Genomic DNA, 19,054 nt, shown 5'->3' with positions numbered 1-19,054 from the left:
TCAGCGAGAGTTTAGCGGTACTGAGGCAAGGTCATTAAATGCTCCTGCATTAATGACATTCACCACATCCATGTGGCTTGCAACGAGTGAAGAGCATAGTTGTTCTACGGTTAAACTCGTTAACACAGCATCAGAACCGCTAAAACTCGCCATTCTGGCGCGTTTTTGGCTACCTATTTCTGCGTTGAATAACCTTACAAGGGAGCAACCATTGTTTCAATTATTCGCCTTGAATTAGTTTGCCAAAAGCGCGCTGAGTAGATCAAATTCTTATACTGATTGGTATAACCCCTCGATGGCCTCCTTGTCATCATCACCTATAAACGCCCAATAAAAAGGAGGCCATATAGGCCTCCTTCAAGTTTGAATCATTTATTGCACTGCATAACTAGCGAACTTTTCGATCTTCACTCATTAGCTCAGCAAGACCATCATAGACAGCTTCTACAACTTCATTGCTTAATGGTTCGTCGTCGACGTTATTCAAATCAATACGAGTTTGGTTTTCAGAGTCGCCATCTTGTAATAACAAGCGATATGAACCTTCATCGATTGGCAGCTTCTTCTCACTCCATAGTGAGCTCCAGAAACCAGAATCATCAGTGACGTTGATATAGTACAAGCCTTTATTGCTGTCCATATCGATAATTTCAAAGCCAAGCTCTGGTAACACGATACGCAGCCTATCCCAGGTACGCTTAAACGGCGCATCAGCAATCCAATAGCTTCGGCTTGCTTCGGAGTCAGCATCGTCATTCACTTCAGCTTTAACTAGGTCAACGTCAATACCCAAGCTTTCTTTGAGGCGTTTAGCCTTAATCGCTTGCGCACGTTTAACGCTAATATAAGCGACGGTGTTGTTAAGCATATCGATGGTATAACGACGTTTATCTTCGCCGCTTAAGAAAATCTCTTTCTGAGAACCATCAAAACTTTCTTCATGTTCGATGAGATCAATCAGCAGGCTACCACTGCGGCCATGGGGACGCACATCGACATCAAACTGGTAACGCTGACGTAATACATAGACTTCGTCACTGCCCCAAAAACTTGAATCAATTACTTGCTTATCTTCAATCCAGCCAGTCTCGATAATACCAGCTTCGTAATCTTCATTGACGATTTCGACCGATTTACTGTTTAAGTACTCTTTAAGTACATTAAAGAGCTCTTCTTTTAGATCGACGTCATTGTCAATTGACTCGACAACAATCTTGATATTGTCACTGCCTTCTTCAACATGCGTACCTTCAGCCATAGGCAGAACCTGCAACGGCGGACGAATATCGAGCGTTTTACCCACTAAACTTGAGTCAGCATTATTGCCTAACTCAGGGATAGCATACTCTTTGCTGTAAGTCGGCTCGTTTAAACCTTCAGGAATAACCAACAAAGGCGCAGACTCAACTTTTGCGTATTCATCAGAACCATTCGCTTGGCGTCGATCCACGGGGGTACTACAAGCTGTCGTGACGGCAAGTAATAGTAATACAGGGGTGACTTGCTTTAGCATTTATCTTTTAACCTCTATTCGGGCATTTTTCATCGCTTCTAGCAACAGACCATGATTTGGGGTAGAAAGTTCCGTTAATGGCAAACGAATAAAGCCATTATCAATCAATCCCATCTGTTTCGCTGCCCACTTTACAGGAATAGGGTTTGCTTCACAAAATAGTGCGCTGAATAATCCGCCGATCTGGCTCTCAATCTCTTTTGCTGTAGCAGTGTCGCCAGTTAAAGCGGCATCGCACATCAATTTAAATTCACGCGGCACGATATTATTCGCTACAGAGATAACACCATTACCGCCCAAAGCTAAAAACTCTCGTGCTGTGGCATCATCACCGCTGTACAGAAGGAAATCGTCCCCGCACAGCGCTCTTAAACGTGCAACTCGACTCACATCACCTGTGGCTTCTTTCACGCCGATGATGTTGCTAACATCAACCAGTTGAGCGACTGTTTCAGGTAACATATCAACGGCCGTTCTTCCCGGTACATTGTATAGGATCTGCGGTATATCGGTTGCTGCAGCGACGGCTTTATAATGAGCTACTAAGCCCGCTGGAGAAGGTTTATTGTAATAAGGAGTGACGCCTAACATGGCGGCAACGCCCACTTTAGACTGCGCCTTTGTTAACTCGATGGCTTCGGCAGTGGCATTGGCGCCATTACCACCGATAACGGGAATACGACCCGCTGCAAATTTCACCGTCTGCGACACAACTTCAATGTGTTCTTTCATAGGTAACGTGGCAGACTCGCCTGTGGTACCAACTGCGACTATGGCATCGGTACCTTGGGAGATATGGTACTCTACTAACTTTTCAAGACTTGCATAATCGACTGCGCCATCACTATTCATTGGTGTGATTAAGGCTACGATGCTTCCGTTTATCATGATACTTCCCCAAGGATTCAGGACTGGCTATGGTACTTATGCTCTTAAGTAAAAACAAGCACTACGACATAATGTTGAAACTTATCGTTGTTGTGGCCAATATACTGTTGATATATGGAAGAGATTACTTAGACGGGGGTCTCAAAACTGGCAAGTTGTGGTAACATTGCGCCCTCTAAAAATTAACCCTTCTTAATTGATGAGTTAATGAACAAATTACCGTACTAATTGAGGGAAGTTTCATGTCCAATCATCTAGTCATTACTGCTCTGGGTAGCGATCGTCCAGGTATTGTCAGTAGGTTTGCAAGGCTAGCCAGTGAGTGTGACTGCGATATTGTTGATAGCCGCATGGCGCTATTTGGCAATGAATTTACGCTCATCATGATGATGTCGGGTTCTTGGGCTTCAATTACAAAAATGGAAACCAGCTTGCCCGCCTTAAGTGTTGAGCTGGAACTAATGACCGTAACCAAGCGGACTTCTAAACATACCCCTCTTAATTATGTCAGCCGGCTAGAAGTTACCTTTAATGGTAAAGATCAGCGCGGAACCATGAAACGAATCACCCAGTTCTTAGCAGACCGCTCACTTGATTTAGCCGCAGTTCGCTCACACGCTGAAGAAGATAGTGACGGCAACCCAACACAAAACGTTTTTCTAACCATTAATGTTCCCGAAAAAGTCGATATTGATAAGTTAGAAGTCTCAATAGCAGAGTTGGCAACCGATATGTCATTAAGCTGCCATATTGAAAGAATGCAAGGCATAGATAACAACTAATAAAAGTGAGTATTCAACGATGAAAACATTAACCGTAGGTGACACCGCCCCCGCATTTGCATTGCAAAACCAGTTCGACAAAAGCTGTGAGCTACAAGCGGCGCTTAAAGATGGACCCGTGTTAGTTTATTTCTACCCTAAAGCACTTACCCCTGGCTGTACTGTGCAAGCATGTGGCCTGCGAGACAGTTCAAGTGAGCTCAATGATCTCAACGTTACCGTTTTTGGCATTAGTCCAGATCCAGTTAAGAAGTTAGCCCGTTTTGCTGAAAAACATGAACTAAACTTTTCGCTACTTAGTGATGAAGACCATGCCATCGCTGATGCTTTTGGCGTTTGGGGCGAAAAGAAGTTTATGGGTAAAATCTATGATGGCATTCATCGCCTCAGTTTCCTTATCGGCCAAGATGGTAAGGTTGCCCATGTATTCAACAAATTTAAAACCAAAGAGCACCATACTGTGGTGCTTGAACATTTAAAAACCGCTTAATATAAAAAGCCCTCAATTGAGGGCTTTTTATCAGTTACTTTATGTTCACTACTTTCGTTTAACTCATGTAGGGATAAATCAGCCCTAATCCTATCGCCCACATCGTCAGCCAAATAAAGCGGTCCAAATAACACCAAGCTTTGGGATTTTGAAATAACGGACTTAGGAATCTCGCCCCAAAACTCAGGCTAAAGAACCAGAGAAATGATGCCAGTACCGCGCCGGCTCCAAACATAGAGCGATCACTCCCAACAAATTGGGTGCTGATACTCCCAAGCAACACTACCGTATCTAAATAAAGGTGTGGGTTTAATAAGCTAATTCCCAGCGTGGTGAGTATCGCGGCCTTTAACGTTTGCCCTTGCAGTTGGCTAGCTTGTTCCATAGTGTGCTCCACAAACGATGACTTCAGCGCAGCAGTGCCATAGGCAAATAAAAACACCGCGCCACCAATGCTAGCGATATCTTTTAGCAGCGGGAACGCTTGAATCAAATGGCCAAATCCAGCGACGCCGGCCAAAATCATGACCGCATCAATGAATGAACATAACGCTGCTATTGGCATTGAATGTTGCTGCTTTAACCCTTGCTTTAGTACAAAGGCGTTTTGCGCGCCAACGGCCATAATGAGGCTCGCGCCAATCCCTACACCTTGAACAAATGCGTGCACAGCTAATACTCCTTTCAAATGAAAAATTTTAGTCGATTCATAGGACTAAATTTACTGGTGATATTTCAATGAGTGCAGTGTAGTTCTAAGCTAGAATTAAATAAAACTAATTATTTTAATGCACCATAAGTTATACTAATACATCGAAAGTAAGGAGATAACAGATGTTGGACTATGGACAATTACACGCGCTATACGTAGTAGCAAACCAAGGTAGTTTTGAGCGAGCCGCCAAAATATTGTGTGTGACACAGTCAGCGGTATCTCAACGTATCAAGCAATTAGAAGAGCGAGTGGGTCAAGCGCTACTGATCCGTTCTAGCCCTGTGACGGTAACGGAACTTGGCAAGCGGCTATTGCGTCACTTTAATCATGTGCAGCTGTTGGAAGATGAACTTAACCATGAAATTGGTTATCAAGACAGCCACCTACCGGTTAAGGTCAGTATTGCTGTTAATGCCGATACACTAGCAACTTGGTTTTTACCGGCACTTGCTGGTGTCTTTAGTCGCCATGGTTGGATTCTTGAATTAATCATTGATGACGAGTCTTATACTCATCACCTATTAAAAAACGGAGAAGCTGTCGGCTGTGTGACCACCACAGCAAAGGCATTGGCAGGATGCAGCAGCGATCACCTTGGTGACATGCGCTATCTTTGCCTAGCAACCCCAGAGTTTTATCAGCAGTACTTTGCAAACGGCGTCAATCAAGACACCCTATCTAAAGCACCGGCAGTAGTCTTTAATACAAAAGATCTGTTGCATCAGAAGTTTTTGGCTGAACATTTTCAAATGCAAGCCGGGCAATGGGCTGAGCACCAAATCCCCTCTTCTGAGAGTTTTCTAGAAGCCATTAAACTAGGCATGGGTTATGGGTTAGTGAGTCACCTGCAAGCTCAAACATGGCTCGACAGCGGCAGTCTAGTTGAAGTGACTCCCGATATTCACATTGATGTGGCGCTATATTGGCAACACTGGAATATTAAAGCGCAGCATACCAGTATCATCTACCGCGCTCTAGCCTCAGTAGCTAAAGACCAACTTAAGTAGCTCCTCACAGCTAAGACACAGCATGAGGAGCGCCCTATTGTTAAGAACTGACTTGTTGCTCGGCTGATTGTTGCTGCTGAGCTTGATCTTGCGCGCTTTGCTCTTCAGGTAGTTGCGGCCACGCATTAATGACAGCCTTAACCAATGACGCCAAAGGAATGGCAAAGAATACGCCCCACACCCCCCATAAGCCGCCAAATACCAATACGGCAGCAATAATAAACACTGGGTGCAGATCGACAGCATCTGAAAACAGAATAGGAACCAACAAGTTACCATCTAAAGCCTGAATGATACCGTAACCCAGCATCAAATAACCAAACTCAGGACTGATCCCCCATTGGAAAAAGGCCACTAACGCAATCGGCAGTGTAACTAACGTGGCGCCAACATACGGAATAAGTACAGATAGGCCCGTCAATACACCCAGTAGCGCGGCATAACGTAGATCCATGATGGCAAAAAACAGATAGCTCACTACACCGATGATCACGATTTCAATAATTTTACCGCGAATATAATTGAATATCTGTTGATGCATTTCGTACCAAACTTTACGGGCGAGATCACGATTGGTAGGAATAAAACGCTTACTACCTTTAATCAGGCTGTCTTTATCCTTAAGGAAGAAAAACACTAATAACGGCACCAAAATCGCGTATACCATCAACACCAAAAGCGAGGCAGAATAGCCAATGAGTTGTTTACCAAAATCCAGTAGATGCTGAGTGTCTAGCATTTTTTTAAGCTGATTAACCATGCTATCTAGCTGATCTGCTGCAATAAATTGTGGGTATTGATTGATATAACCCTGCGCGGTGATAAGGCCTTTGTCTATCATACTCGGCAAATCGGATATCAAGGCTAAGCCTTGTCGCCAAATACTGGGCATCAATACTAAAACGATGAGCAACATCAACCCCACAAACAGCACTAACACCAAAGATGCGGCGGTTGAACGGTTCATCCCTAACCTCAGCATTTGGGCTACCGGCCACTCCAGCAAAAATGCTAGCACCAATGCCACAAGTAACGGCGCTAACAATCCACCTGCAAAATATAGTATTAACGCTAAGCCGATGATAATCATCACTAAGGTGACGGCTTGGGGATCGCTGAAGCGGGCTTTATACCATTTATTTAAAAGGCTTAACATTCACTCTTCCTAAAAATTAAGTGGCAGAACCACAAACATGATTTTTTGCGCCAACTAAAGAAAACATAAATTTACTGCACATTATTTTCAACTTCTACCACACAGCATTGTGGCGTATCGCTGACTATACGGTAGCGATATTGCGCTTTTTGTAAAAACCGGGGAACATCTTGCCTAGTTCCAGAGTCTGACAAAGTAACAGACAAGACTTGTTGATGTGATAACTGTTTTAACGCAAGCTTCAACTTTACCAAGGCTAATGGACATTTGTACGGAGTTAAATCAAGAAAAATCATAATCAACTTGCTAAAGACAAACTAAGGCCATTATCCTTAGTCTCCGATAAAAGCTCAAGCAGTGAGTTAATGCCATCGCCCGCTTTTAACGATAATAACGATTAAAACGGTATTATAGCTAATTTGAGTTGTAGGTTTTTGTATCAACAACGAAATTTTTTGCTGACGAAAACGAGTAAAACTGTAAGGATTCGCTTGACTAATATCAAAACCAAAAAGCAAGTGTTGGCTGGCATCGTCTCTTTGATGTTTACCGTAACCGCACCATTGGCAGTGGCTAATAATGATTTACCTGATCTTGGTACTGCAGCGGTCAACACATTTAGTTTAGAAAAAGAAACCGAATATGGCGACGCTTATATGCGCGTTATTCGATCTTCTGCACCTATGGTCAATGACCCGGTTTTAAATCAATATCTAACTGAGTTAGGCAATAAACTTGTCGCCCATGCCACCGGCGTTAAGACCCCGTTTTATTTTTTCTTGCTGCGCAATGATGAAATCAACGCATTCGCATTTTTTGGTGGCCATGTCGGGGTTCATACCGGGCTGTTTCTCAATGCCGATAACGAAAGTCAGTTAGCTTCGGTACTCGGTCACGAAATTACCCACGTTACCCAACGCCATCTAGCACGCTCAATCGAAGCACAACAAAAAAGCTCGACGGCTACTATCGCCGGTATGCTAGGTGCTATCTTACTCACCATTGCCGCGCCACAAGCGGGCATGGCAGCTTTGGCCACCACCCAAGCATTGGCCACCCAGGCACAAATTAACTACACGCGTCTACATGAAAAAGAAGCTGACCGTATTGGCATGCAAATCTTGGTTGATGCCGGATTTGACCCTAATGGCGCTGCAGACTTTTTCGCAAAGTTAGCCACTCGCTATCGCTTTACCAGCAAGCCTCCGCAAATGTTGCTGACTCACCCATTGCCAGAATCGCGTATTACTGAGGCTCGCAACCGCGCTGCACAATACCCGCACCGCTACATTCCCGATAACTTAGACTTCCAGTTGGCTAAAGCTCGTATTCAAGTACGTTTCAGTAGTTTTAGTGATGAAGCCGCTATCATGTTGTTCGATAGACAATTGCAGCGCCGCACTTATGAGTTCAGAGAAGCAGCTCTTTATGGTAAAGCACTGGCATTGTTTAGAACCAAGGATTTTGTCAACGCAGAAAAAATTATTGATGACCTATTGGCCAACGACAAAAATAACCTTTTCTACATTGATACCAAAACAGATCTGCTGATTGAGAAAGAGGACTTTGAAGGCGCACTTGCGCTGCTCGAGCGCCATAGACGCTTAAAACCCACTTCTGCTGTGATAAACACCAACCTTGCACATGCCTATATCGAAAGCGGCAAAGCCAGCAAAGCGATTCCTTTGTTAGAAGAGATGATTTTTCTGGATAGACAAAACCAGCTGCCCTTGTACCTACTTAGCGACGCCTACAAAAAGACCGGTGATAAGGCCATGGAGCACTTTGTTAAGGCCGAGACCATGGCACTCGGGGCTGATTATGGCGGTGCAATAGATCAATTAAACTTTGCCTATCGCCTGTCAGAGAAGAATCCATTACAACTTGCTAGGATTGAAGCCAGAATAAGGCAGTTTAAACAATCCAAGCGCGCTATTGAGGCGCTTCAATAGCGTGAATAGTGAGCGGTAGTTTTGTGACTCCGCTCAACTTTTCAAGTATTATAGTCACATCGTTTCTATCGAGAATAACTCAATGACTCAAGTTAGTATTATTCACAACCCTCGCTGTTCAAAAAGCCGTCAAACATTAGCCCTGCTTGAAGAAAACAATTGTGAGATCACCACAATAGAGTACTTAAAAAACCCGCTTAGCGTCGCTGAAATCAAAGACATATTAGCCAAGCTAGCCATTGATGCACGCCAGCTAATGCGCACCAAAGAAACTGAATACAAAGAGTTAGGTCTCGCCAATGTCACCGATGAGCAAGCACTTATCAGCGCGATGGCCAGCACACCTAAGCTGATTGAACGCCCGATAGTACTGGCTAACGGTAAAGCAGCAATTGGTCGTCCTCCAGAAAACGTTCTATCAATTATATAAAGAGCTAACCATGACAACATCAGCCTTATTTCAGTGGTGCCGGGCAGGCTACATCATCTTGGTGCTGCTGCTAAGTGGATGGTTTATCAATAAGGGCTTAAGCGGTGAATACTCCATGGCATTTAGCTTACTGTGGGTACTCCCCTTGTTAGCGCCTTTAAAAGGCGTGTTACAGGGTAAACCCTATACCTACGCTTGGGCCAGTTTCATATTATGTTTGTACATGTTGCATGGCCTAACCTTACTTTGGGTAACAGAAACACACCTATTGTTCGCCATTGCCGAAGTACTGTTACTGGGCTTATTAATGCTAGGATTCCCCTTTTATGCACGGTTACGCGGCCGCGAATTGGGCTTAGGTTTGAAAAAGAACAAAAACAAAAGCGCTTAACAGCGCTTTTTTTATCTGTCGCCCCTACCGGAGAGTCCTGCCACCTGAAAGTCCAGCCTTGTGCCTGATTGTGATGACATTTTTATAACGAGCGTGTAATGTGTTCACAACCAAACAAAGCACACTCATACACGCTAAATCTAACTTTTCGATCGTGTAACGCTTTAAAAACGTATAACTATAAATAGCAAATTTAACACCGATATCATGCTGATTGAGCTGATATTTGATGGAGGTTTACATGCGCAGACTTAGCCTACTTACGCTAACTATGGCACTCACCATGACCGCATGCGGTGGTGGCAGTGACAGTAGCGATTCGGGTGAACCCACCACGCCACCGCTACCCGATCTTAGCCGCTGCGACACATCGACTGAATTGGTGCTGCTTGATACCGACTCAGATATCAGCTTTTTGACCGAACAAAACTACTATCAAGGCCAACCGGCTAGTATCATTGCACAGTTAGCCAATACGCCAAGCTACCAGTTAAGCTATCAATGGCAACAGGTCGCCGGCGCACCATTAAGCCTTACCAGCGTGCGCTCTCCGGTACTAAATTTTGAAGCTCCGCAAAATGGCAGTTATCAATTTAGCGTCACAATTAATAGTCAAAATACCAACCTAACCGAGCTGGTTACTATCGATGTTGGCCAGTCAGGCTCGGCACTTAAAGTTAACGCCGATCATCAAGTCGTATCAGGTAATGGGGTCAGTATCAGAGCCCAAAGAATTGCAGGACAAGTCATTAACGATTTGTCTTGGTGTATTGCTCAAGGGCCGACAGTTGGTTTGGATTTATCTAATCCTGAAAGACCACTATTCACTGCCCCGCAAGTCAATGACGATACTATTATCACGTTAAGAGCCAGCGGCACTAATGCAGGAGTAAACTACAGCGACGATGTCAATGTGTTGGTCACCCAACAACCAGCGATTACCTCCCCTTATTTCGATGAGCCTGTCGCGACAACCTTTGCTTATAACCCAAACTCACCCTACGCAGCAGTACTTGATGAGTGCGTATACTCCAATCAACTTAATGAGCCCTGTAACATCGCAACCTTGCCACTAATTGGTCAACAAAGTAGCCAGATTGATAAACAAGCAATCATGGATAGATTGTTGGTTTCTCATCAATGGATGGGTGAAAATTTTGAACGTTTTCTAACAGAGCTCGATCCCCATAGTGATTTTGCTACCTTATTACAATCGGTCACAGCGATAGTGATCAGTTATGACGTACGCCCCTCTTTTTACTGGGTGGTAACCGGTGCCATCTATCTTGACCCCAATGATTTATGGCTAACGCCAGAGCAACGAGATAGTATCAACGAGGCACCAGATTATCGTTCTGGTTTTAGCAATGAGTTAGCCTTTTTAATGCCTTGGCGCTATGTAAAAGATAATCAATATGTCTCTTATATTGATGACATTACGCAGCGAAATAGCCGCGAACTGCAGCAATTGTCTGGCGATCTTGCCTCTTTGTTATACCATGAGCTAGCCCACGCTAATGACTTCTTTCCTCGAAGTATCCATGGCGAGCTTACCGGGCCGACGCTGTACGACGATTACGTCAGGCGCAATAATGATAAAGCGCTCATTTCAGATATGTTGACTTCACAATACCCACTCAACAGCCAAGAACTGTTTGACTTAGCGGATGTTCGTTTTAGAGGTGAAAGTGCCACGGAAACTCAAAAAGGCTATACCCCAGCCGACATTACTGGCTTCTTTAGTGCTGACAGAGCGTCTGATTCCTATGCCTATTCAACACCGCGAGAAGATGCAGCAATGTTGTTTGAAGAAGCTATGATGAGCTACCGCTATGGCATTTTGCGTGATGTGGGTGTCACTGATAGCCCCGACACACCAAGCAGCGCCAATATCATCGTCGATTGGGGCCAAAGAGGCAGAATTGGTGAAGCAGCACTAGAAAACCGCTCGGCATTGGTCATAAACCAAATGATGCCAGAATTAGATGGCAATGCCTTAGTTAGCTCTCTGCCTGCGCCAATTGCTATGGAAGCAGGAAAAAGCTGGGCTGACAATTTAGTTTTAATCAGTCCGCAGCAAGCAGGAGTACAAAGTTATCAGCGGACATCGGCTGTGAGCGCTCAAATGGAGCCGCCGCTGCAGTTAAGTGGCAATCGCCACTGAATATGATGTGAGAAAACCAAGGTGCTTAGGCTATAGCCTAAGCATCTCTTTCACAAATGGGATTGTTAGCTTACGCTGATGGACCAATGAATCTTTATCAAGACGATCAAGCACATCAAACAATGTCCTTAGATCCCTCGCCAGTCGATTAAGTAGAAAACGCCCGACATCTTCAGGGAGTTGTAAGCCTCGCATTGCTGCTCGGCGCTGCAGTGCTGCAAGCTTTTCTTCATCAGCCATAGGTTGTAACTGATAAGTGAGCCCCCATTGCATTCTGGATACTAAATCAGGCAAAGTGAAACCAGCTTCAGTGGCGGCACTGCTGGCACTCACCACTAAGGTGTTGCCATGCTGCTCTGCCATTCGATTATACAAATCAAACAAAGCTTCTTCCCATAACGGGTGCCCTGCGATGGCATCGATATCGTCGATGCACACTAGATCAAGTTGTTCAAGGCCTTCTAACAGCTCGGTAGAAATACTGGCATGGATGCCCAACGGCAAATAAAAACTACTTTTTCCTGCTTCATTGGCTTGTGCACAAGTTGCGTGCATTAGATGGGTGCGGCCCGATTTAATGGGTCCCCATAGGTAAACCGAGCTTTCTGAAGTGCCAAGGGCACATGCCTGCAAGCTTTGGATCAATTGATCATTGCCTGCAGCGGGGTAATAACTACTAAATGTCTCATCATCCGGTAAGTGAACCGGCAGTGACAATTGTCTTGGTGAGTTAAAATTCACTCAATAAAATCTCTATCTATTTATATATTTACAAATGGATGAGCAAACTAGCCCTGCCAAATGTACTCAGGAACGCGCAAACTTTGTTGATCAAGCTCGAGTTCCAATTGTGGCAATTCATCAATTCTTGACTCTAATTTCATTAACCGATGCAAATCTTCTTCGGTACCAAATAAGTTAAGCTGATACTCTACCGATAAGCCATTAAGTGAGACCAACCTCACGGCGCTCACCGCACTAAGTTGTAGCAAGTACTTTTCAATATCGACCAACTGTTTGCGATTGGCGATATCGACAAAGCGTATATTAGTGGTGTTCGCTTCACCACTATCTGCAATCGCATAGCGGCCCGCATAATATTCGCTAACAGCAGAAAGAATTTGTGCCGCAGCGTCATCGGCACTGGTAACCTCAGCACGTTTGGATACTAACGGCGTTAAGAGTGCATCATCAGTCTGAGTTTGGTAAAGCGAAAAAGCATAACGGGTTTGCTCATTCACCGTATCGATAGAAGCCAAGACAAAATAATCAGGTTGGTATCTAGCACTGGCTAAGGCCACTGGCTCGACAAACAACCCTCGGACGTCATTGACTGAAATGTTCATCGAATCATCAAGATCCATTAAAGGAAAAACTGACGGGATAGCCCTTGCTTGGGTGAAGTCATTAAAAACTTGTCTTAACTCGCTATCAGAAGAGTCACTGATAATCATTCTGTCAGTCATATCTGACTGCGCCAGCCAAAATAACGTTGTTGGCCGCTGTTTACCCCAAACGGGTAATTGTGCTTGACGTAACAGTGCAATAATTTTGCTGTGATCAAAACTGACATTGAGCAGCAACTCGCCATCGGCTTCTTGGTAACCAAACTGTGTCGTCAGGCTACTGGGATTCTTGAGACTCTCGAGGATAACGGGGTGAGATAAAGCGGCCTCACTGCCAGAGTTCTTTAAAATCACATCCTGCAATGCAGTCTTAAGTGCCTTGCTACGCAGTGTGCGAGAACGGTCTTCAACAGCAACAGTGCTCTCATCTAAAGCACTGCTCACAGCAGCCAGTAGGGGTGATGTAATGAATAAGCTACTGAATATGACTAGTGATGCAGCAATTAGGCGTATAAACATCCGTATCAAAATCTATCTCGATGAATAATGAAAAGAGTGTAACACATTAATCTGTTAGCGATGCACATTCAGTCCTATTGAAACAACCTTTTGCTGGTTCTTTATTCATAAAAAAGAGGGATATGTGAGCAAAGATAATGAAAAAGTATCCAATGGTGGTTACTATTGTTAAGTTTATCCAAAAATGAGAATAACAATGAAAAATTTAGCTTTGCCACTTCAAGGTGCGCAGATGTTATTTGTGGCTTTTGGTGCGCTCGTACTGATGCCATTGTTAACCGGCCTTGACACTAACGTTGCCTTGTTCACCGCCGGTATCGGTACCCTCCTCTTTCAGTTAATCACTAAACGTCAAATACCCATTTTTTTGGCCTCCTCTTTTGCTTTCATCGCCCCCATCATGTACGGGGTTCAAACTTGGGGGATCCCCTCAACCATGGGCGGGTTAATGGCAGCAGGTTTAGTTTATATCTGTTTGGCGTCGCTGGTAAAAGTACGAGGAGATGGCTTTATTAAACGTCTATTGCCTCCCGTTGTTGTTGGGCCCGTTATTATCGTTATTGGCCTCGGACTTGCGCCCGTTGCGGTCAATATGGCGCTAGGTAAAACGGGAGATGGCAGCGCGGTATTAGTCGACTATAACACTGCAATAATCATCTCTTTAGCTTCGTTACTCACCACAATTACCGTAGCGATATTTGCTAAAGGCTTATTAAAGTTAATGCCCATCTTAGCGGGTATTATTGTCGGCTACAGTTTGAGTCTGTTTTATGGAATTGTAGATTTTTCTGTTGTCGAGAAAGCCGCCTGGTTGGCAATGCCAAACTTTGTCGCACCGGAGTTTAACTGGCATGCAATCGCCTTTATGATCCCTGTCGCAATCGCCCCTGCTGTAGAGCATATAGGAGATATTTTAGCGATCTCCAATGTTACCGGTAAGGACTATATGAAAAAACCTGGTTTACATCGTACTTTAGCCGGTGATGGTGTCGCGACAATTGCAGCATCAGCGTTTGGTGGGCCACCTAATACCACTTACTTCGGAACACAAAGATGGGGATTCAGGTCAGATTACCAATTAGCTGTATAAGATCTTTACTAGTTGTTCCCGCCGCTACTCACCCTCAATAAACATCTGAAAAGAAAGACATATTAACTACGGCATAAATTTCCTTATAGTCACTTTGCAAATAAATACTCTTTTAATCATGGAGTATTTGAAAAATGAGACTAAATCTATGTGTAATTTGTGGAGCCACAGATGGACTAGAAAATCACCACATTATTCCCCGTGCCGAGGGTGGTTCTGATGAAGATACCAATATCCTAACCTTGTGTACCAGTTGCCACGCAAACTTACACCACATACAAAACCGCAAACCACTATCAGAACTAGTTAAGAAAAAACAAAAAGTAATTAGAGCATCTGGTAGGTTTGATATTTTACCCAGCTGGATTGATAGAATAGATAACCCTGATGGAACATACTCCTATATCCTTAATGAAGATGCGAAAGATGTAAAATTAGTGCTAGATCTACTGGAGTCTGATAAGCATATGTCTGAAGTGAAATCTATTATGAAGAAAAGCGGCTTGAACTGGTATGAATCAAAAATTAATAGGCTAAAAAATCATAAAGCAGTTTATGGTGATCATTCCTATGGTGATGACTACTATGAGGGTGTATTCCCAGCTTTGAAAACAAAGGCTGAAATGGAAGCGATTGTGTATAACCGTTCCAATTATAGTTACTCCATGATTTTCATTAAAGAAGTCATAAAGTACTTCAAAACCTGCACAGAAACCGAACTTATAAACAAGTACGGTGTTTGGCCACGGACAGTCAAACATTGGACAAAGAAATATGGTGATCAGCTTTAACGTCCCTATCCTACAAACGGTGTTAAATCACTATTTTTAATAGATTATCCATAAAAATCTTAATCCTTCACCAAACAAATGAAAGCAATATATTTTTGAGTTAAGATTACGATATTAAGTCTATTATACAGAGCACTATCTCCTTATGAACTTTCTAACTCAGTTACCACTGCCCTCTGCTGAAGTTCCCGATACTTTAAGAAACCTATTAGAAGTTGAAACGACAGTCTCTCCGTCAAAGAAAGTTCAAGTCACCACAAATTTTGAGAAAGACCAATACGGTGATAGTCATGAAGCCCTCCAAATGATCATGGCTTGTGTTCCTGAAAGCAAAATAACCAACTTAGGACAGTTAAATGAAAGTAGTAACGGTGTAGTTTCATTTTCAACACCAATCTGTGACATCAAAGGTGATATCAGTGGTATCAAGCCTAGTATCTCAGGTTATGACTATATAGTAGCCTCTTGGGGAGATAGTCAACGGTACTCATACTCATTGGCTGAAAAGGTATGGATGACTTTAGGTTTGTCACCTAGGGTCATAGGTAACGCCATTCAAAAAGTAACATATGACGACCTTTCAAAACCAGTCATTGATGTCGCTAGTGGAGATTTTGCTAGCCAGTATTACTTTCACTCTAGCCGTGATATCAATTGGGAAATGCGCAATGATTACCTGAGAAAGTACCTGTGGATGAACGGTTGTTGGGGAGTTAGGGTTTTCTACTATGAGACATATATTAAAGACTCACCAGAAATTAGAGAACTATTTGGAAAAGAAACATACTACCAATGTAACAAGCCAAATAGTTGGTACGATCTAGTATTAAGAGAACATCAAAACAAAATTATGCTACAAATTCATGCAACGGTCCCTGTTGTCTCACCTGAAAGATGTGATGTCATTGATAAGTATTCTTTAGTTTGGGCAGGAGATAATTATCCAATGTCTGAAGACCGAGCATCCAGTTACATGAGGGATGAGTACGTTTACGTTGATGATAGGTTCTTAGAAAAATATGAACGCAATAGTATGTTTGAATGCATTCCTTTTAAAATGCACTCTTCATTTGGTAGTAGCCCTTCCTATGGCGGTCAGTGGTCATTTCGAGACTGTAAAAGAGTTGGTAGAAACATGCTTAAGGTATCAATCTACGAGCTGTATAGAGGTGTACCATCACAAGAAATTCTCCATGTTCACAAACATGCTATTTCAGCTGTTAAAGCTAAAGGTTTCTCTGAAGATCAGGAGCATATAGTTTGCAAGAGTTTCAGATTGCTTGAAACTTTAATAGACCTGTCAGAAAATTTAGCAACACTAGCAAAAGTAGCCAACGGCACCTCGATTCAACCTACCGACTTCATTCCATTTGGTAGACAAGAGTACGACAATGAGGGAATTAGGAACTTCTCTATAATTAAGAAGTTATCCCAAGTTGCACCACTTGATATGTATGAACAAGATTTTTTAGCTCGATGTAAAACACTTAATGAAATATTAGGTAGGTTTAAACCTGTCCCACTACGCAACGTTTTACTCGCTTTAGGCGCAAAGAAAAAAGATATCAATGAAATCCAAGGCATCAGATTATTTCAAGCATTATGTAACGTTCTTGAAGATCATAACGGTAAATCTGAATCGCATGAGCTTTTACATAAAGCAGCTAGCGATATCAACATTAAAAATCGTAACATAAAAATAGCACCACTCTTCATAAACAATGACTTGAGAAATGCTGAAGCACATGAGTCGATTGGTAAATCACTGGAACATTTAGAAAAGCTAGGATTTGACATATCTTCAGTTAGTGAAGGATATGGCTACGCATTAGATTACATTCTTGATTCAGTAACAAATGCACTCATAGATCTAAATACTTCAATTCAAGGTGCTATTCACCGATAAAAGAGCAGGTATTATAACCTGCTCTATCGTTTCTAAACTGACACTAAACTACCGAAGCTTTAATTAAAATAGCATTTAACCATTTCTCTTCACGATCTGGTCGAGCATCTACAGTTACCCAAGTTTTCAGTACTTTTAACTGCCCTACCTTGTCCACCAGCTCTTGTAGTAAAGCTTCATTAAGGTCAGTAAAATGCCTACCACCTTTAGATCTTTCTTTATCACCATACTTAAATGAAAGATACCAAACACCTTTAGGTTTCAATGCATTAGATAGGTTACTAAATGCTTCTTCTAACGAATCCTTAGCCACGTGTAGCAACGATGCGCAAGCCCAAATACCATCGTAAGCTTCAACTTCGTTCACCTGTGAGAAGGTTCTATGGCTAACCTGAACCCCACTTAGTTTTGTAGCATGTTGAACCATTTCTAGGGACGCATCTAACGCACTAACCTCGTAACCTTGTTCAACAAAATACTTAGTATCTCTTCCTGAACCACAACCAGCATCGAGTACTGAAGCACCTTTTGGTAGTAAAGAAATGAACTCATGATATAAGGCACTCATATCAACACTTTCGGTATCAGTTATGAAAGACCTAGCGTTTTGGTTGTAGTAATCAATTGTATTCATTTGTAGTGAGAGTCTTTGTTGTTTAAAGCTGTAATTAGTCGTCTGAAAAATGGGTCTGTAGCTGGATTGTAGTTTTCACTACCACCCCAGTAGTTCTTACCTAGAACAGTTTTGATATTGTCATAGTGTTTTGACAAGGATGCACTTCTTTTCTTAGGTGTTGAACCTAGTGAATCTGAAATCTTTTTCTTCCATGGATGGTTACTACCCATGATGTTTTCATTTCTATGAATAAGTTTGATAATGAAGTGTTCACCTACCACCTTATCCGACTTTATAAGATTACATTCTTTATGACTAAGTACTAGGTTCCAAATTTCATCATGGTTGATAACTTGTCTAGGTAAGACATGATCAACATGAGTTATACCTGACAGTTTTTCACCACAATAGAAGCATGTATTACCTTGGTAGCCAGATAAGAAAGGTATATTGCTAGTTAAAGCTTTACGTTCATAACCTTCTTCTAGGTAGATATCCCTGATGTCATTAGCTAGAGAGAAATTAGACTGATTAATGGTAAAAGCACCTTCAAGTAGCCCCCATCTAGCCTCCATCTCTTCATCTAAGGTTTCAAACTGTTCTTGGGTAAAATCTAGAAGAGAGTCCTTTAGAACTAACCTTTCTTTATCATGGATCTCATAAAAGTAATCACCAATGATACTCTTATCTGTTCCAATTGTTTGGAATCTAGGTACTACGTCTGTAAACCCTTCGTCAGCTACACGTTTAACTGTTTGAGCATGATTGTACTTACCTAATTCAAGCTCTTTAACAAAGCGTTCCATTTTTGTTTGTCTATGAGGATTACTTTGCTGTGGCATTGGGTTATTAGTTAATCTAGCGATGTACTGATTCAAATATGCTTCACTTAGTTCCCCCCAATGGACTTCATTTTTACCTTGTTTGGCGAACTCAAGAAGAGTCTTACCTAAACCCATTTTATAAGTAGCAGCATTCAATCCAAAAAGGATGATTCCTTTTAGATAGTCTTCATTAGTGAATTTATTCATATTTTGAATTATTACTCATAATAGAACAGCTCTTGTAAGAGCTGTTCTTGTTATCAACACAATGCTTCGCTAACGATGTCTTATCGTCACCGTATGCTATTGCGGCAACAACCTCATCAATTTCAGTACCAACTGGTGGGAGGATATTTTGGAAATACTGACTATTGATACCATTAGCGATTAACTTCACGGATATGCTCCAGAATGATAATTATTGTTTTTAGCATGAAATCAATAGTTAAACCATGATCTAGAACTACCAATTGT

Annotated in this window: 20 protein-coding genes and 1 pseudogene; 10 read left to right on the top strand and 11 right to left on the bottom strand. The window is 42.5% G+C overall.

The genetic code is table 11. The annotated features are described in order from the left end of the window. From FLM48_RS10205 to dapA, 3 genes are all read right to left on the bottom strand, one after another. Positions 1-153: a hypothetical protein gene (locus FLM48_RS10205; protein ID WP_157577587.1), complete on the bottom strand. Its 153-nt coding sequence runs from the start codon at positions 151-153 to the stop codon at positions 1-3. A gap of 235 nt (positions 154-388) precedes the next feature. Then, a complete protein-coding gene (gene bamC, locus FLM48_RS10200; RefSeq protein ID WP_179024559.1) occupies positions 389-1,513 on the bottom strand; it encodes an outer membrane protein assembly factor BamC in 1,125 nt (374 codons plus the stop codon). Further along, the gene (gene dapA, locus FLM48_RS10195) at positions 1,514-2,401 is read right to left on the bottom strand and encodes a 4-hydroxy-tetrahydrodipicolinate synthase (protein ID WP_179024558.1); all 888 of its coding nucleotides are present in this window, start codon (positions 2,399-2,401) and stop codon (positions 1,514-1,516) included. Positions 2,402-2,643: 242 nt separating this feature from the next. Here dapA and FLM48_RS10190 point away from each other — a divergent pair, with 242 nt between their 5' ends. Together FLM48_RS10190 and bcp are read left to right on the top strand one after the other, a co-directional pair. Beyond that, positions 2,644-3,183, top strand: coding sequence for a glycine cleavage system protein R (locus tag FLM48_RS10190; RefSeq protein WP_179024557.1), 540 nt, complete (start codon positions 2,644-2,646; stop codon positions 3,181-3,183). A 19-nt stretch (positions 3,184-3,202) separates the two neighbouring features. Then, positions 3,203-3,673 carry a thioredoxin-dependent thiol peroxidase gene (gene bcp / locus FLM48_RS10185; protein WP_028773881.1) on the top strand — a complete coding sequence of 157 codons (471 nt, stop codon included), beginning with the start codon at positions 3,203-3,205 and terminating at the stop codon, positions 3,671-3,673. 58 nt (positions 3,674-3,731) lie between these two features. Here the strand turns inward: bcp and FLM48_RS10180 are convergent, their stop codons facing one another. Next, positions 3,732-4,298: a LysE/ArgO family amino acid transporter gene (locus FLM48_RS10180; protein ID WP_179026339.1), complete on the bottom strand. Its 567-nt coding sequence runs from the start codon at positions 4,296-4,298 to the stop codon at positions 3,732-3,734. A gap of 209 nt (positions 4,299-4,507) precedes the next feature. On the opposite strand from FLM48_RS10180, the gene FLM48_RS10175 reads away from it, so the two are divergent. After that, the gene (locus FLM48_RS10175; RefSeq protein WP_179024556.1) at positions 4,508-5,395 is read left to right on the top strand and encodes a LysR family transcriptional regulator ArgP; all 888 of its coding nucleotides are present in this window, start codon (positions 4,508-4,510) and stop codon (positions 5,393-5,395) included. A gap of 40 nt (positions 5,396-5,435) precedes the next feature. Here the strand turns inward: FLM48_RS10175 and FLM48_RS10170 are convergent, their stop codons facing one another. Together FLM48_RS10170 and FLM48_RS10165 are read right to left on the bottom strand one after the other, a co-directional pair. Beyond that, complete coding sequence (locus tag FLM48_RS10170) at positions 5,436-6,551, bottom strand: AI-2E family transporter (protein WP_179024555.1); 1,116 nt, start codon at positions 6,549-6,551, stop codon at positions 5,436-5,438. A gap of 71 nt (positions 6,552-6,622) precedes the next feature. Continuing rightward, complete coding sequence (locus tag FLM48_RS10165) at positions 6,623-6,847, bottom strand: sulfurtransferase TusA family protein (RefSeq protein WP_028773885.1); 225 nt, start codon at positions 6,845-6,847, stop codon at positions 6,623-6,625. Between the two features lie 246 nt (positions 6,848-7,093). On the opposite strand from FLM48_RS10165, the gene FLM48_RS10160 reads away from it, so the two are divergent. The 4 genes from FLM48_RS10160 (at position 7,094) to FLM48_RS10145 (ending at position 11,488) form a co-directional block, all read left to right on the top strand. Further along, complete coding sequence (locus FLM48_RS10160; protein ID WP_179026338.1) at positions 7,094-8,503, top strand: M48 family metalloprotease; 1,410 nt, start codon at positions 7,094-7,096, stop codon at positions 8,501-8,503. An 82-nt stretch (positions 8,504-8,585) separates the two neighbouring features. Then, entirely contained in the window at positions 8,586-8,933 is a 348-nt protein-coding gene (gene arsC / locus FLM48_RS10155; protein WP_179024554.1) for an arsenate reductase (glutaredoxin), read from the top strand. A 10-nt stretch (positions 8,934-8,943) separates the two neighbouring features. Continuing rightward, positions 8,944-9,324: a DUF2069 domain-containing protein gene (locus tag FLM48_RS10150; RefSeq protein ID WP_179024553.1), complete on the top strand. Its 381-nt coding sequence runs from the start codon at positions 8,944-8,946 to the stop codon at positions 9,322-9,324. A gap of 241 nt (positions 9,325-9,565) precedes the next feature. Continuing rightward, complete coding sequence (locus FLM48_RS10145) at positions 9,566-11,488, top strand: hypothetical protein (protein ID WP_179024552.1); 1,923 nt, start codon at positions 9,566-9,568, stop codon at positions 11,486-11,488. Between the two features lie 30 nt (positions 11,489-11,518). Here FLM48_RS10145 and hda read toward each other — a convergent pair whose 3' ends face one another. Both hda and FLM48_RS10135 read right to left on the bottom strand, forming a co-directional pair. Continuing rightward, positions 11,519-12,229 (bottom strand): DnaA inactivator Hda, encoded by a 711-nt coding sequence (hda, locus tag FLM48_RS10140; protein ID WP_028773889.1) that lies wholly within the window; start codon positions 12,227-12,229, stop codon positions 11,519-11,521. Between the two features lie 47 nt (positions 12,230-12,276). Beyond that, entirely contained in the window at positions 12,277-13,353 is a 1,077-nt protein-coding gene (locus tag FLM48_RS10135) for a DUF2066 domain-containing protein (RefSeq protein WP_179024551.1), read from the bottom strand. A 196-nt stretch (positions 13,354-13,549) separates the two neighbouring features. Between FLM48_RS10135 and FLM48_RS10130 the strand changes: the two are divergent. From FLM48_RS10130 to FLM48_RS10120, 3 genes and pseudogenes are all read left to right on the top strand, one after another. Next, positions 13,550-14,392 (top strand): annotated as a pseudogene (locus FLM48_RS10130) (uracil-xanthine permease family protein); the annotation flags it as partial. 185 nt (positions 14,393-14,577) lie between these two features. Next, on the top strand, positions 14,578-15,234 hold the full coding sequence (locus FLM48_RS10125; RefSeq protein WP_179024550.1) for an HNH endonuclease: 657 nt from the start codon (positions 14,578-14,580) through the stop codon (positions 15,232-15,234). 145 nt (positions 15,235-15,379) lie between these two features. Continuing rightward, positions 15,380-17,140: a hypothetical protein gene (locus FLM48_RS10120; RefSeq protein ID WP_179024549.1), complete on the top strand. Its 1,761-nt coding sequence runs from the start codon at positions 15,380-15,382 to the stop codon at positions 17,138-17,140. A gap of 43 nt (positions 17,141-17,183) precedes the next feature. On the opposite strand, the gene FLM48_RS10115 is transcribed toward FLM48_RS10120, so the two are convergent. From FLM48_RS10115 to FLM48_RS22620, 3 genes are read right to left on the bottom strand one after another with little or no spacing between them, the layout of a single operon-like run. Then, positions 17,184-17,774 carry a bifunctional 2-polyprenyl-6-hydroxyphenol methylase/3-demethylubiquinol 3-O-methyltransferase UbiG gene (locus FLM48_RS10115; protein ID WP_179024548.1) on the bottom strand — a complete coding sequence of 197 codons (591 nt, stop codon included), beginning with the start codon at positions 17,772-17,774 and terminating at the stop codon, positions 17,184-17,186. Then, on the bottom strand, positions 17,771-18,787 hold the full coding sequence (locus FLM48_RS10110) for an HNH endonuclease (RefSeq protein ID WP_179024547.1): 1,017 nt from the start codon (positions 18,785-18,787) through the stop codon (positions 17,771-17,773). Before FLM48_RS10110 ends, FLM48_RS10115 begins: the two co-directional genes overlap by 4 nt. Beyond that, the gene (locus FLM48_RS22620; protein WP_218645335.1) at positions 18,780-18,977 is read right to left on the bottom strand and encodes a hypothetical protein; all 198 of its coding nucleotides are present in this window, start codon (positions 18,975-18,977) and stop codon (positions 18,780-18,782) included. Before FLM48_RS22620 ends, FLM48_RS10110 begins: the two co-directional genes overlap by 8 nt. Between the last annotated feature and the right edge of the window lie 77 nt (positions 18,978-19,054).

The organism is Shewanella sp. Scap07 (assembly GCF_013394145.1).
GTDB classification, from domain to species: domain Bacteria; phylum Pseudomonadota; class Gammaproteobacteria; order Enterobacterales; family Shewanellaceae; genus Shewanella; species Shewanella waksmanii.
The sequence above is the reverse complement of the archived record's forward strand: the minus strand, read 5'-3'. Positions and strand labels throughout refer to the sequence as shown.